The following is a 13,390-nucleotide window of genomic DNA, read 5'->3' on the forward strand; positions in this document are numbered from 1 at the left end:
GGCCCGGGCGGGGGCCCGGCGGCCGTCCCCCCTCGCTCCGGGGGCCGCACCGGCGGCGCTGGGACGCGGGACCGGTGCTCGCTCGGGGGCCTTGACGATAACTCCGCAGGTCAGCGGCGTGAACTGAATCGCTCCTTACAGTTGTTTCCTGCGGCTGTCCGGATCGGGGGGTGAGTTATTACTGGTCACCGCTGGTGACCGGCGCCCGGTCCCGGCAGGATCGTGCGGTACGTCCGCGCGAAGGGTGCCCCGATGACCGAACCGTCCACCGCCCGCCCGCGCCTGCCCGGACTGCGGCCGCGCGACCCGGGCGAGGAGCACCGCGCGTCGACGCCGCTGGAGCTGTTCTTCGACCTCTGCTTCGTGACGGCGGTCGCGCAGGTCGGGGCGCGGCTCGTGCACGCGGTCGGCGAGGGCGGCTACGCGCACGGCCTCGCCGGTTACGCCGTCGTGTTCTTCGCGATCTGGTGGGCGTGGATGAACTTCACCTGGTTCGCCTCCGCCTACGACGACGACGGGCCGCTCTACCGCGTCGCGACGCTCGTGCAGATCGCCGGGGCGCTGGTGTTCTCCGCCGGGATCCCGCGCGCGTTCGAGGAGGCCGACTTCTCCGTCACGGTCGCCGGCTACGTCGTCATGCGGCTGGCGCTCTGCTTCCAGTGGCTGCGGGCGGCGCGCGGCGAGGACGACGCCGCCGCCCGCCGGACGGCGCTCCGCTACGCGGGCGGCCTGCTGGTGGTGCAGGCGTGGTGGGTGCTGCTGCTGTTCCTGCCGGACGGTCTCTGGTGGTACGGGGCGCTCCTCGGCATCGCCGCCGACGTGGCCGTCCCGGCGGTCGCCGAGCGCGACCGCGCCACCGCCTGGCATCCCGAGCACATCGCCGAGCGCTACGGCCTGTTCACGCTGATCGTGCTCGGCGAGTCGGTGACCGCGGCGGCCCTCGCCGTGCAGGCGTCCCTGGACGACGAGGTCGCGCTCGCGCACCTGCTGCCCGTCGCGGCGGGCGGCCTGCTCCTGGTGTTCGCCGCCTTCTGGATCTACTTCGCGGCGCCGATCGCCGAGCACCTGACGTCCAACCGGCGCGCGTTCCTGTGGGGCTACGGGCACTACCTGATCTTCGCGTCGGCGGCGGCGATCGGCGCGGGCCTGGAAGTGGCGGTCGAGCGCATCGAGCACAAGGCGCACATCCCCGCGCTCGCCGCGGCGGCGGCGGTGACGGTGCCCGCCGCGGTGTTCGTGTTCATGGTGTGGGCGCTGCACTCGCGGCACTCCAAGCGCGACGCCGCCGAGCAGGCCGTCCTGCCCGTCACCGCCGCGCTGCTGCTGGCCTGCACGTTCGCCGGGACGTGGGCGGTGCCGGCGGCGGGCGCGGTCGCCGTGCTCGCCGTCGTCGCCGGGGCGCGGCTGGCGGGACGCGACCTGGCGGCGGGCTGAGCCGTCAAGGTCGTCCACAGGCTGTGGACAACCTTGACGGGTGAGGCCTCAGCGGCGGAGGGCCTGCTTCCAGCCGCGGCCGGCGGCGCGTCCCGCCGGGATGTCGCCCGCGCCGCGCAGGTCGCCGGGCAGCCGCGTGTTCTGCGGCTGCAGGAACGAGAAGCGGTACGGGGCCTCGCCGACGCGCAGCCGCATCCCGCCGCCGAAGTAGTACCAGGGGAACGACACCGCGCCGACGGCGTCGACCGGCGCGTCGAACACCACGCCCGCGCGGCCCGCGTCCAGGTGCCCGCCGAGTCCGGGACGGCCCGCGCGGGCCTCCAGCTCGCGGAGCTGCCCGCCGGTGAGGGCGCCGCGCCCGTACGCCTCGAACACGAGCCGGCCGTCGGACAGGTGCAGTTCCCCGGGGACGCTGCCGGTGGAGCCCATCATGAGCCAGACCAGGGATCTCATGCCGCCGACGCTAGGCGCGCCGCCGTCCCGGGCGACACGGCGCCGCGTCCCGGCCCGCTCCGGAACCCGGCCGGGACAGCGGCCGGTGAGGACGATTTAACGTCCCCGTCACCCGGCGCGGGCCGCGGGCGGCGCATGATGGCGGCATCGCAGAGACCGCCCGTAACCGCCGGCACCGACGCCCGCGGTTGCGCTGCGGACGCCCGCTTCGAAAGTGCGGCGCGGTCTCGTGAGCACGAGGTCGGAACCATGACCTACGACATGACCGAACTGAACCGCGAGACGGCCATGGGCGGGCCCGGCACCGTCACCGGCGCCCGCGAGATCCGGCGGATCAGCCTCGCGGACTTCGCCGCCCGCCGCGACGAGATCACCGCGGAGCTGTGGGACGCCGCCGTCGAGATCGGCTTCTTCCAGGTCGTCGACCACGGCATCGACGCGGCCGCGGCGCGCGCCGCGTTCGACGCCGCCGAGGCGTTCTTCGCGCTGCCGGACGACGTCAAGGCGCGGCACGCGCTGAAGAAGGGCCTGAACGCCGGCTGGGAGAGCCGCACCCAGGTCCGCCCGTCCATCGGGACGCCCGACCAGAAGGAGTCCTACCAGCTCACCCGCCCCCACATGGACGGGCTCTGGCCGGACGACCCGGCCGGCTTCCGCACCGTCCTGCTGGACTTCGAGGCCCGCTGCCGGGACCTCGCGATGCGGATCCTGTCGTGCTTCGCGACCCGCCTCGGCCTCGACGCCGGCTTCTTCGACCGCGCGCACGACCCGTCCGCGGACACCTACCAGAGCACGCTGCGGCTGCTGCACTACTACGCCGTCCCCGAGGAGTTCCGCGGCGCGCCCGACCGCTGGCGGGCCGGGGCGCACACCGACTTCGACTGCCTCACGCTGCTGTTCCAGCGCGCCGGGCAGGGCGGGCTCCAGGTGTGCCCGGGGCGGGAGATGACGGCGCAGGAGTGGACGCCGATCGAACCGTCCGAGGACGCCGTCACCTGCAACATCGGCGACATGCTGATGCGCTGGAGCGACGACCGGCTGCCGTCGAACTTCCACCGCGTGAGGAGCCCGGGACCGGACGAGGACCAGGGCCCCCGCTACAGCGTCGCGTTCTTCGCGCAGGCGAACAAGGACGTCCTGATCGAGAGCCCCGCCGGGACCTACCCGCCGATCACGGCGGGCGACTACATCCAGCGGCGCATCGCGGCCAACTTCGCCCCGCGCGCCTAGCCCGCCCCGCCCGGGTCAGCGGCGGGGCGGGACGAGGAGGTCCAGGTCGGGGCGCGGAACGCGGGCGAGGGCGGCCAGGCGGTCGCGGTCGACGCCCGCCTCGGCGGCCAGCTCGACGGCGCGCACCAGCATCGTGGGGGACTCCAGCGGACGCGGCGGGCCCGGCTCGGCGCGGCGGTGGCCCTGGCGGGCGAGCGCGGCCACCGCCGCGCGGTAGACGGGTTCGCGCATCACGCCGAGGGTGCGGGCGCGGTAGAGCAGCGCCGCGATGCTGACGCCCCAGACGCCCTTCAGCTCGGCGAGGCGGTCCCAGTCGGCGGTGGCGGGCAGGCGGCCGGCGATCTGGTCGGCGGGCATGAGGAACTCGGCGGCGAACCGGTGCGCCTGGTCCTCCACGATCCTGGAGCCGGGCTCGGCGTCGGCGTGCATGACGAGGTGGCCGAGCTCGTGCGCGGCGTCGAAGCGGTTGCGCGCGCGGTCGCCCTTCGCCGGGTTGAACAGGACGAGCGGCCGCGGGTGCGCGCCGATGCTGAAGGCGTCCACCCGCTCGGTCGACGGCGGCAGCGTCAGCACGATGACGCCGTGCTGCTCCAGCACCCGCACCAGGTGCGGGATCGGGCCGTCGGCGCCGACCAGCTCCCTGCGCGCCAGCCGGGCCGCCTCGACGGGCGCGGCGCCGCCGATCTCGTCGGGGGGGACGGGGAACTCCGGCAGGCGGGCGCGGGGGAAGTCGACGAGGTCCTCCAGCGCGGCGACGATGTCGGCGGCGAGCCGCCCGTAGGCGAGCGCCTGGTCGCGCTCGATCTGGGTGGTCGAGCGCAGCGACCGGAAGTGCGCGGCGTCGGCGGCCGGCGCGACGGGCCCGGATCCGGGCCGGAAGAAGGCCGGCGGGACGCCGAGCGCGATCGCGAGGCGCGGCAGCGTGGCCGCGCCCGGGTGAGCGACACCCGCCTCGTAGCGGCCGATCGCCGCCGGGGTCGTGCCGACGGCCTGGGCGAGCTGGTTCTTGCGCAGCCCGCGCAGGCGGCGCGCCAGGGTGAGCCGCGCGCAGTCGAACGACGGCCGGACCTCCGCCGCCCGCCGCCCGTCCAGCGGCGTCCGCCCCTCCCCGCGCCCCGCACCGGCCAGGCGCGGGCGGCGGTCGTCCGCGGCGGGCGGGCGCTCGGGGCCGTCGCCTGGGGCCAGGGCGGCCGCCGGGGTGGCAAGGGCGGGGTCGGTGCGCTCGTTCACTATGCCGTTTCGCTGGTCGGGCCTCCGTTCCGCGCGCGGGGCCGGCGGAGCCGCAGGGGCACGTCCGCCTCGCCGTCGCCGTCGGTCCACAGAGGCAGGGTGGACTCGACGAGCTTACGGCGTGGATCGGCGCCGAGCGCCTCGTCGTCGAGGCGGCGCAGCCAGTGCCAGGCGGGGCCGCCGTCGGCGTTCAGCCTGGGCAGGCCGAGGAACAGCTCCAGCTCCAGCGGTTCGGGGCTGGCGCTGTGGGCGAGGACGAGCGTGACCACGCCGGGCGTGTCGGGCTCGTCGGGCAGGCCGATGTCGAGCGCGAGCTGCGGGTCGGCGCGGTAGGTCTGGCGGGCGACGGCCTGCTTGGTGGGGCTGTCGCGGTCCCAGCGGACGCCGCGGACGCCGCCGAACTCGTGCCGTTTCAGCAGCACCCGGAAGCGCCCGTACCGCCAGCCCGGCGAGCCGTTCAGGTCGTCGCGCGTCACCGGCCCGGCGAGGCCCCGCCGCAGGACCCGGTCGAGCTGGGACGCCAGCACGTCGAACGAGGCGAACCCGAACGAGCGGTCGGTGAAGCCGTCGTCGCGGCTGAGGGCGCCGAACACCGCGAGCGTCGCGTTGCGGTGCGCGTCGCGCGCGGCGTGCAGGAAACCCGCCGCCCTCAGTTCCTCCCAGCCTTCGTCAGCAGCCATGACACCGAGGGTAGGCGGCGGGTCCGACATTCTCGCGTGGGGCGCCTACACGTGCCGGTGCCGGAAGAAGTCCCAGAGCTGCGGTGTCGCCTCCACGCCCTTGCCGCGGGGCCATTCGTGGCCGCCGCCGAAGATGGTGCACAGCTGCACCTGGAGGCCGACCGGCCGCGCGGACGTCGCGGTGCACTTGGCGGCGACGGTGTCGGTGACGATCCGGTCGAGCGGCGGCAGCCGGTCCAGCGTCCGCCAGATGTCGAGGACGGCGGTGACCGGCAGGAACGGCGTGTGGTTGTCCCAGTCCTGGTCGCCGCCGCCGAGGAAGGGCACGGTCTGGTCGGCGGTGCCGTGGAAGGCGAGCAGCGAGACGGGCCGGGCGGGCTCGCAGGGCACCGCGAGCGACCCGGACACGACGCCGATCGCGGCGACGCGGCCGGCGCGCTCGCACGCGTACCGGTAGGCCATGCCGCCGCCGTTGGAGAACCCGGTGACGTAGACGCGGCGCGGGTCGGCGGCGCCGCTCCGCACCAGCGAGCCGATCATCTTGTCGAGGAAGCCGACGTCGTCGATCCCGGCGGCCCGCGCGAACACGCAGCAGCCGCCGGCGTTCCAGGTGCCGAGGAAGCCGTTGGGGTAGGCGACGAGGAAGCCGTGCGCGTCGGCGACGTCGTCCCAGCCGGTCGTGCGCTCCATCGACTGCATGTTGTCGAGCCCGCCGTGCAGCGCGACGACGAGCGGCCGCGGCTTCGCCGACCGCGCGGTCGGCGCGTGCAGGAGGAACTCGCGCTTCCAGCCGCCGGGCATCGTGACCGACCGGGTGTGCGTGCCCGGCTCCGGGGCGGTGGCCGCGGCCGCTCCGGCGGGGCCGCCGAGGCAGGCGAGCGCGGCGAGCAGCAGCGCGGCGGCCATGGCGTGGATCACATTCCTCATGGCTCGGGATCATGAACGACGGCGGGGCGGCGGCGATATGCGCCCGGACGAGGATTTCCCGCCCCGCCGTCCGTAGTTGCCGAAGCAAGTCACGCGGCGCTTCCGGTCCGTCGCAGGTGAGGGCGGAGACCGGGTACCGGTACCCGGCCGGTTCTGAGTACGTGAGCGGATCCGCCGGACCCCCGCCCGGCCCGAGCCTGGACGCATGACTCCTCCGTGCCCCGGTTGCCGCGCGCCGCTGCCCGTCCCGCCCGAGCCCGCGTGCCCGCGCTGCGGGCTGGCGCTGACCGGCCCCGGGGCCGCGGAGCTCTGGGATCTGGACCGGCACCTGGCGCGGCTCGCCGAGCAGCGGCTCGACCTGCTGCGCCGCCTCTACCGGTCCGGTCCCGCCGAGGCGGCGCCGGCTCCGCCGTACGCGCACGAGGGGCCGCGTACGCCGGAGCCGGCCCGCCGCGAGGTGTCCCGGGCCGGCGCCCGCACCGTCCTGCTCGCCGCCGGGGTGCTGCTGACCGGCCTCGCCGCTCTGGTGTTCGCCCTGGTCAGCTGGGGCACGCTCGGCATCGCGGGCCGGACGGCGGTGCTGGCGTCGCTGACGGTCCTGGCGCTCGGCGCCGCCCGGCCGCTCGCGCGCCGCGGCCTGCCCGCGACGGCCGAGGCCGCCGCGTTCGTCGGCCTGCTGCTGCTCGCGGTGGACTGCGCCGCCGCCTACGGCGCCGACCTCGCCGGCCTGCGGAGCCTGGACGCCGCCTGGTACGCGACCGGCGCGTCCCTGCTGGTCGCCGCGCTGTGGGCGGGGTACGGGCGGATCGCGCCGGTGCGGTCGGCCGCGCCGACGACGGTGGTGCTGGCGCAGGTCCCGCCGCTGCTCGCGCTCGTCGCCTGCGACGTGCCGCTCGCGACGTCCGCGCTGACCCTGCTGCTCCTGAGCCTGCTGGACCTCGGCGTCCGCGAGGCCGCGCGCGGCGGGAGACGGGCCGCGGTGCGCGGCGCCGCGACGGCTGCCGGGATGGTCGCGCTCCTGGCGGGGACGGGCGTCGCGCTCGGCACCGCCTATCTGGCGGCGCCGTCCGCGTTCCGGTTCGCGGGGGCGCTCGCGGTCGCGGCCGCCGTCACGCTCGTGTGGGCGGCGCGGCTGGAGCGCCTGGCCGGCGTGCTGAGCGGCGTGACCGCCGCCGCCGCGCTGACGGCGGCGGTCCCCGCGCCGCGGCACGCGCTGCCGCTCGTCCTCGCGGTCGCCGCCGTCCTGACGGCCGTCGCGGCGCGACCGCTGTCCGCGCGGCTGCGCCGTCCCGTGTACGCGGGGACGGGCCTGATGCTGCTGGTCGCGCTCATCCCGGAGCGGCCCGACCTGTGGAACCGGTTCGTGTGGCCGCTGCCCTTGGCCATCGGGAACGACTACGTCGCGGGCACGTACATTCCGTTCCTGACACTGCTGGTGGCCGGGACGGGGCTGGTGCTGTTCCGCCCGCGCGCGCTTGTCCCGCCCGTTGTGCTCCTGCTGGCGATGAGCGTTCCGGTCCTGCCCTACGAGGGCATGCTCGCGACCGTGTTCGCGGCCCTCGCCGCATTGGCGCTGTGGCGGAACAGCACGCCCGCCGGAGTGACCGTCCTGGCGGGCTCGGCTTGGCTCGCGGCGGCCTGCCTCGGCACCGACGCGACGACGTTGGCCGTCCTCGGATCGCTCGCCCTGTCCGCCGCCGCCTACGCGGTCGCCGTTCGGGCCCGCCGGAGCGCCGCGACGACGCTGGCCGTGCTCGCCGTGGCCGCCGTCGTCGCCGCCACCGGCGACGTGGCCGGCGTGTCCGCGCGGTGGACGGCGTTCGGGGTGCTCGCCGTCGCCGCCCTCGCCGCCGCGCTCGCCGCGACCGCCGTCCGGAGCCCGGCCGTCGAGGCGGCGGGCTGGACGGCCGCCGCAGCCGCGGTCGCCATGGCCGTCCCGCACTGGGGCGCGACCAGCACGCTGCTCGGCCTGGCCGGCGCGCTCGCCCTCGCGACCGCGCTCCGTCCCGACCGCCGCCAGGGCGGGTACGCCGGGGCGGTGCTGCTCGGCGCCGCCTGGTGGCTGCGGCTGGCGACCGCGTCCGTGGACGTCCCCGAGGCGTACGCGGTGCCGGTCGCGGCGGCGCTCCTCGTCGTCGGCGCGATGCGGCGCCGCCGCGACCCGGGCGTGCCGTCCTGGACCGCCTACGGCCCCGCGCTGGCGTCCGCGCTGGTCCCGAGCCTGCTCGCCGCGTGGGCGCGCGACGGCGCGGTCCGCCCGCTGCTGCTCGCCGTCGCGGCGGCCGCCGTCATGCTGGCCGGCGCGCACCACCGCCTCCGGGCGCCGCTGCTGGCGGGCGCCGCCGTCCTGCTGCTGGACGCCCTGCGCTACCTGCTGCCGCTGCTCGGGCACCTGCCCGGCTGGCTCCCGCTCGCCGCGATCGGGCTGCTCGCCCTCGGCGCCGGCGCCACCTACGAGGCGCGGCTCCGCGACTTGCGGCGGATGCGCGCCGCCGTCGGCCGCATGGCGTGAGCCCCGCCGCGCGGACGCCGGAGGGCCCGGCCCCGAACATCGGGACCGGGCCCTCCGGGCATCTCGCTCGCTAGTCGCGCGGACCGCGGCGACCGCGGCCGCCGCGCCGCCCGCGCGAACCGCCCCCGCCGCCGCCGCCCTGCTTCTTGGCGGCGGGCTTCTGCGCCTGGGCCTGCGGCTGCGGCGCGGCCGGGCGCAGCGTCACCGCGACGCCCGACGGCTCGCGGGCGCCGGTGATCTCCGCCAGCTCCGGGCCGTCCGGCGTCACCGCGGTCGTCACCGGGGTGATCCCGGCGTCCGCCATCAGCCGCCGGTTCTCGGCCCGCTGGTCGGGCAGCACCAGCGTGACGACGGTGCCCGACTCGCCCGCGCGGGCGGTGCGGCCGCCGCGGTGCAGGTAGTCCTTGTGGTCGGTCGGCGGGTCCACGTTGACGACGAGGTCCAGGCCGTCGATGTGGATGCCGCGCGCCGCCACGTTCGTGGCGATGAGCACGGTGACGTCGCCGGTGCGGAACCCCTCCAGCGTCCGGTTGCGCTGCGGCTGGGTCTTGCCGCCGTGCAGCGCCCCCGCGCGCACGCCGCGCTGCAGCAGCCGGCGGGCGAGCCGGTCGGCGGCGTACTTCATCCCGACGAACATGATGACGCGGCCGTCGCGGGCGCCGATGCGCGCGACGACCTCCTGCTTGTCCTCGGCCGACACGTGCAGGACGTGGTGGTCCATCGTGGTGACGGCGCCCGCCGACGGGTCCACCGAGTGGGAGACCGGGTCGTTCAGGAACCGCTGGACGAGGCGGTCCACGTTGCGGTCCAGGGTGGCCGAGAACAGCATCCGCTGCCCGCCCGGCGCGACCTGCTCCAGCAGCCGGGTGACCTGCGGCAGGAAGCCCATGTCGGCCATCTGGTCGGCCTCGTCCAGCACGGTGATCGTGACGCGGCCGAGGGCGGCGTCGCCGCGGTCGATGAGGTCGGCGAGGCGGCCCGGGGTGGCGACGAGGATCTCGGCGCCGGCCCGCAGCGCGGCCGCCTGCCGGGTGATCGACATGCCGCCGACGACGGTCGCGACGCGCAGCCCGAGCGCGCCCGCGTACGGGTCGAGGGCCTCGGTGACCTGCTGGGCGAGCTCGCGCGTCGGCACGAGGACGAGCGCGAGCGGCTGCCGCGGCTCGGCGCGGCGCCCGGCGGTGCGGGCGAGCATCGCGAGGCCGAACGCCAGCGTCTTGCCGGACCCGGTGCGGCCCCGGCCGAGCGCGTCGCGCCCGGCGAGGGTGTTCGGCAGCGTCGCCGCCTGGATCGGGAACGGCTCGGTGACGCCCTGGTCGGCGAGCGTCTTCAGCAGCGCTTCGGGCATGTCGAGCTCCTCGAAGGAGGAGATCGGCGGGAGCGCGGGCGTGCTGCTGCGCGGGACGGCGAAGTCGCCGCCCTGCCCGGCGGGCGCGGCCTGCTGGCGCTGGCGTCCGCCCTGCTGCTGCGCGGAGCGGCGGCCGCCGTTCCCGCCGCCGCCACCGCCGCCGTTGCGCGACGGGCGGCGGCGGGGGTTGCGGGACGAGCCGCTGCGGGGAGTGTCGGTCATGGTGGAGACCCCTTCCTCGGGACGGCGCGTGTCGAGGAGTGCTCCGCGCCCGGCCGCGCGCGGCGGGGTGGGCGAAGGAGTCGCAAGAACGAGCCGGATGTCGGTGGGCCGCCCGCACGGCGCGCTGGCCGGGTGCGGTCGGCTCCGGGCCGCCGCGGGACGCGGCGCCGGGTGGACGGCGGCGGTGGGCCGCCGTCCGCGCGGACGGGGAGCGGTCCGCGCGGGCGCGGGGCCGGACGGCCGCCGCGCGCTGGTTCGGGTCAGTCGGCGGTGCCCGCCGCCGGGAGGTCCGCGCGGGGGACTCGGGCGGGAGCGGAGCACTGCACGGTGCCGGTAGTGATGATCTGTCTCCTTGTGAGGCGCGGCCCTGGGCCGCGGGCCCGCGGGCCGGGTCGCCGCGGCGGTCCCGGCCGCGTCGGCGGGCCGGGAGGCGGAAGAGCGCCCGAGGAGAGGACCACCAGGCGCACGGTCCCCGGGGAGGACCACGGAGACCGCAACTGTGCGTCACGTTAGCACACCCCGGACATAGCCGGACCGGCGGTGCAGCCGTGACGATCACCCCGCCGCCCGCGCCGCGCAGCCCGCCAAGCCCTCCGCCCGTCCCCCCGCTGACCAAGCCGAAAGCCCGCGCCCGCGGCCCGGTCCGCCCGCCCCCGCTCCACCTCCCCGACCCGCCTCCAGCCCGCCCGCCCGTCCACCCTCCCGGCCCGCCCCCACCCCGCCGATCACGAAGAGTCACCACCCCCGCACCGCTCATGACCAGGTGGTCAGTGTGGGGGGCGCAGGGCGGCGCGGGCGGTCGCCAGGGTCGAGCGGGCGGTGCTCAGCACCGCCGGCAGGTCCCCGGGGCGGGCCGCGGCGATCGCGTCCAGGCCCGCGCCGGCGCCCTCGTCGAGGACGGCCGCGACCCGCGGCCGCTCCTCTTCGACGGCGGCGAGCGCGAGACGGGCGGCGTTCGTCTCCTCGGCGCGGCCGACGAGCAGCGTGAGGCCGAAGGCGACGGCCGTCATCAGCGCCGTCGTGACGAGCATGCCGGCGACCGGGCCGCCGCGCGCGGCCGCGATGGCGGCGGCGGAGCCGGGCGCGAGCGCCGTCCGGTCCCCGGCGCCGATCGCGCGGTCCGCGTTCCCGTCATACCCCACCCATGATCATCAAGGCCCGGAGATGCTGTCCGCGGCCCCGCATAGCATGACCCCGTGGAGGTACTGGAGCAGCCCGAATGGCAGGCGCGCGCGGACGCGCACCGCCGCCGCACGGACGCCTGGACGGCCCCGCACCTGGCGCGGCGCCGCGCCGGCGAGGCGCACCCCGTCGAGGACTTCCTGTTCACCTACTACAGCCACCGGCCGTCCCGCCTGGCCCAGTGGCACCCCGGCGCCGGCGTCGTCCTCGCGGGCGCCGCCGATTACGGCCGCGACTACACCGACACTCCCGGCGGCGCGACGCTCGACGTCGCCGCCCTGATGGAGCGGCGCGGCACGTCCGTCGCCTGGATCGCCGACCTGCTGGCGGCGACCGCGTCCCGCCCTGCGTTCCACGGCTGCTTCGGCCTGCACGAGTGGGCGATGGTCTACCGGACGCCGCGGGCGCGGCATGACTCTTGGCCGATGCGCCTCGCGCCCGGCGACATCGCCGCCGTCGTCGAGGAGCGCGGCGTGCGGTGCAGCCACTTCGACGCCTTCCGGTTCTTCACCGCTCCGGCCCGCCCGCTGAACGTCCTGCGGCCGACCCGCGAGACGCAGCGCGACCTGGAGCAGCCGGGCTGCCTGCACGCCAACATGGACCTGTACAAGTGGGCGTACAAGCTGTCGCCGCTGGTGCCGTCCGAGCTCGTCGCCGACTGCTTCGAGCTGGCCCGCGACATCCGCCTCGTCGACATGCGGGCCAGCCCGTACGACCTGGCGCCCCTCGGCCACGAGCCGATCCGCGTCGAGACCGCCGAGGGCCGCGCCGAGTACGCGGGCCTCCAGCGCTCCTTCACCGAGCGCGCCGCGCCCCTCCGCGCCCGCCTCCACGCGGCCTGCGCCCGACTTCTCCCCCGGCCCCGTTCCGTGGGCAGAATGGCGCATGATCCTTAGCAAGCACGGGCACGCCTGCGTGCGCATCGAGGACGGCGGGCGCGCCCTCGTCATCGACCCGGGCACGTTCTCCGACCCGGCGGCGCTGGCCGGCGCCGGCGCCGTCCTCGTCACCCACGAGCACGACGACCACCTGGACGTCGCGGCGCTCGCCGCCGCCCGCGCCGCCGACCCCTCCCTCACCGTGCACGCCCACCCGGCGCTCGCCGCCGGGCTCGCCCGCACCCTCGGCGGGGACGTGCGGGCGGTCGCGCCGGGCGACGTCTTCGGCGCCGCCGGGTTCGATGTGACGGCCGTCGGCGGCGAGCACGCCGAGATCGTGGACGGCCTGCCCGGCTGCCCGAACATCGGGTTCGTCGTGGAGGGCGTCTACCACCCCGGCGACGCGCTGTTCATCCCCGACGCCGAGGTCGGGACGCTGCTCGTCCCGGCGTCCGGCCCGTGGCTGAAGACGGGCGAGGCCGTCCTGTTCCTGCGCGACGTCAGCCCCGACCGCGCCTTCCCGATCCACGACGCCGGCCTCAGCGGGATCGGCATGGACAACATCGACGGCTGGCTGGAGGAGGAGGCCGCCGTCTACACCCGCATCCCCGACGGAGGCTCCGTCGAGTTCTAGCCGCGGTTCAGGCCGCCGGTGACTCTTGGCCGCGGCGCAGGAGGTGCGTGACGGTGGCGACGCGGTGGCCGAGGTGCGCGGCCGTGCGGAGGTCGGTGGCGGGCGGGGCGACGTCGGGGCCCAGGTCGTGGTCGGACTGGGCCAGCGCGCCGAGCCAGCCGCCGAGGCGGTTCAGGTCCTCGGCCGAGCCGGTGCTGGTGTTCCAGCCCGCCGGCTGCGCCATCCCGACCCACACCATGCCGTGCTGGGCGGCGAGCAGCGCCAGCCCGACGAGGGTGTGGAGCTTGTCGCCGCTCATGCTGCCGCTGTTGGTGAACCCGGCGGCCACCTTGTCCTTCCAGCGCAGCCCGTCCTGCATCACCGCGCCGGTCCGCTCCGCGAACGCCTTGAACGCCGCCGACGCGCCGCCCATGTAGGTGGGGCTGCCGAAGACGATCGCGTCGGCGCCGTCGAGCGCGGTCCACAGGGCGGCGTCCGGCGCGTCCACCGGCAGCAGGTCGACCTTCGTGCCGGGCACCCCGCGGGCGCCCTCGGCGACGGCCTCGGCCTGCCGCGCCGTGTGCCCGTAGCCGCTGTGGTACGCCACCGCGACGCTGATCACTGCCATGTCCGATCTCCCGTTCCGGTCGTTGGGCTGGGTGCCGCGACGCATCCCGGCCC

Annotated in this window: 12 protein-coding genes; 5 read left to right on the forward strand and 7 right to left on the reverse strand. The window is 76.7% G+C overall.

From position 1 onward, the window contains the following. Window positions 1-252 precede the first annotated feature (252 nt). On the forward strand, window positions 253-1,434 hold the full coding sequence (locus tag K1Y72_RS12020) for a low temperature requirement protein A (RefSeq protein ID WP_220166070.1): 1,182 nt from the start codon (window positions 253-255) through the stop codon (window positions 1,432-1,434). A gap of 48 nt (window positions 1,435-1,482) precedes the next feature. Here K1Y72_RS12020 and K1Y72_RS12025 read toward each other — a convergent pair whose 3' ends face one another. Continuing rightward, window positions 1,483-1,887 (reverse strand): hypothetical protein, encoded by a 405-nt coding sequence (locus tag K1Y72_RS12025; protein ID WP_220166073.1) that lies wholly within the window; start codon window positions 1,885-1,887, stop codon window positions 1,483-1,485. Between the two features lie 249 nt (window positions 1,888-2,136). Here K1Y72_RS12025 and K1Y72_RS12030 point away from each other — a divergent pair, with 249 nt between their 5' ends. Next, the gene (locus K1Y72_RS12030) at window positions 2,137-3,117 is read left to right on the forward strand and encodes an isopenicillin N synthase family dioxygenase (RefSeq protein WP_220166075.1); all 981 of its coding nucleotides are present in this window, start codon (window positions 2,137-2,139) and stop codon (window positions 3,115-3,117) included. Window positions 3,118-3,132: 15 nt separating this feature from the next. Here the strand turns inward: K1Y72_RS12030 and K1Y72_RS12035 are convergent, their stop codons facing one another. The 3 genes from K1Y72_RS12035 to K1Y72_RS12045 are packed head-to-tail and all read right to left on the reverse strand — an operon-like array spanning window position 3,133 to window position 5,954. Continuing rightward, complete coding sequence (locus K1Y72_RS12035; protein ID WP_308287025.1) at window positions 3,133-4,347, reverse strand: helix-turn-helix domain-containing protein; 1,215 nt, start codon at window positions 4,345-4,347, stop codon at window positions 3,133-3,135. Further along, complete coding sequence (locus tag K1Y72_RS12040) at window positions 4,347-5,027, reverse strand: hypothetical protein (RefSeq protein ID WP_258572289.1); 681 nt, start codon at window positions 5,025-5,027, stop codon at window positions 4,347-4,349. Before K1Y72_RS12040 ends, K1Y72_RS12035 begins: the two co-directional genes overlap by 1 nt. A gap of 45 nt (window positions 5,028-5,072) precedes the next feature. Then, window positions 5,073-5,954, reverse strand: a complete 882-nt coding sequence (locus tag K1Y72_RS12045; RefSeq protein WP_220166076.1) for a CE1 family esterase — start codon at window positions 5,952-5,954, stop codon at window positions 5,073-5,075. A gap of 205 nt (window positions 5,955-6,159) precedes the next feature. Here K1Y72_RS12045 and K1Y72_RS12050 point away from each other — a divergent pair, with 205 nt between their 5' ends. Beyond that, the gene (locus K1Y72_RS12050) at window positions 6,160-8,466 is read left to right on the forward strand and encodes an SCO7613 C-terminal domain-containing membrane protein (RefSeq protein WP_220166079.1); all 2,307 of its coding nucleotides are present in this window, start codon (window positions 6,160-6,162) and stop codon (window positions 8,464-8,466) included. Window positions 8,467-8,536: 70 nt separating this feature from the next. Here the strand turns inward: K1Y72_RS12050 and K1Y72_RS12055 are convergent, their stop codons facing one another. Next, the gene (locus K1Y72_RS12055) at window positions 8,537-10,036 is read right to left on the reverse strand and encodes a DEAD/DEAH box helicase (protein ID WP_220166081.1); all 1,500 of its coding nucleotides are present in this window, start codon (window positions 10,034-10,036) and stop codon (window positions 8,537-8,539) included. Window positions 10,037-10,803: 767 nt separating this feature from the next. Beyond that, the gene (locus tag K1Y72_RS12060) at window positions 10,804-11,178 is read right to left on the reverse strand and encodes a hypothetical protein (protein ID WP_220166083.1); all 375 of its coding nucleotides are present in this window, start codon (window positions 11,176-11,178) and stop codon (window positions 10,804-10,806) included. 54 nt (window positions 11,179-11,232) lie between these two features. On the opposite strand from K1Y72_RS12060, the gene K1Y72_RS12065 reads away from it, so the two are divergent. After that, a complete protein-coding gene (locus tag K1Y72_RS12065) occupies window positions 11,233-12,114 on the forward strand; it encodes a 3-methyladenine DNA glycosylase (protein WP_220166085.1) in 882 nt (293 codons plus the stop codon). After that, a complete protein-coding gene (locus K1Y72_RS12070) occupies window positions 12,104-12,730 on the forward strand; it encodes an MBL fold metallo-hydrolase (protein ID WP_220166087.1) in 627 nt (208 codons plus the stop codon). Before K1Y72_RS12065 ends, K1Y72_RS12070 begins: the two co-directional genes overlap by 11 nt. A 7-nt stretch (window positions 12,731-12,737) precedes the next feature. Here the strand turns inward: K1Y72_RS12070 and K1Y72_RS12075 are convergent, their stop codons facing one another. Continuing rightward, complete coding sequence (locus tag K1Y72_RS12075; protein WP_220166089.1) at window positions 12,738-13,337, reverse strand: flavodoxin family protein; 600 nt, start codon at window positions 13,335-13,337, stop codon at window positions 12,738-12,740. Window positions 13,338-13,390 lie beyond the last annotated feature (53 nt).

This window comes from Actinomadura parmotrematis, assembly GCF_019458805.1.
Classification (GTDB): Bacteria; Actinomycetota; Actinomycetes; order Streptosporangiales; family Streptosporangiaceae; genus Spirillospora; species Spirillospora parmotrematis.

Excerpts from the sequence above, each read along its gene's own strand:
- K1Y72_RS12020 (WP_220166070.1), top strand. The coding sequence starts at position 253 with ATGACCGAACCGTCCACCGCCCGCCCGCGCCTGCCCGGACTGCGGCCG.
- K1Y72_RS12025 (WP_220166073.1), bottom strand. The coding sequence starts at position 1,887 with ATGAGATCCCTGGTCTGGCTCATGATGGGCTCCACCGGCAGCGTCCCC.
- K1Y72_RS12030 (WP_220166075.1), top strand. The coding sequence starts at position 2,137 with ATGACCTACGACATGACCGAACTGAACCGCGAGACGGCCATGGGCGGG.
- K1Y72_RS12040 (WP_258572289.1), bottom strand. The coding sequence starts at position 5,027 with ATGGCTGCTGACGAAGGCTGGGAGGAACTGAGGGCGGCGGGTTTCCTG.
- K1Y72_RS12045 (WP_220166076.1), bottom strand. The coding sequence starts at position 5,954 with ATGAGGAATGTGATCCACGCCATGGCCGCCGCGCTGCTGCTCGCCGCG.
- K1Y72_RS12050 (WP_220166079.1), top strand. The coding sequence starts at position 6,160 with ATGACTCCTCCGTGCCCCGGTTGCCGCGCGCCGCTGCCCGTCCCGCCC.
- K1Y72_RS12055 (WP_220166081.1), bottom strand. The coding sequence starts at position 10,036 with ATGACCGACACTCCCCGCAGCGGCTCGTCCCGCAACCCCCGCCGCCGC.
- K1Y72_RS12070 (WP_220166087.1), top strand. The coding sequence starts at position 12,104 with ATGATCCTTAGCAAGCACGGGCACGCCTGCGTGCGCATCGAGGACGGC.
- K1Y72_RS12075 (WP_220166089.1), bottom strand. The coding sequence starts at position 13,337 with ATGGCAGTGATCAGCGTCGCGGTGGCGTACCACAGCGGCTACGGGCAC.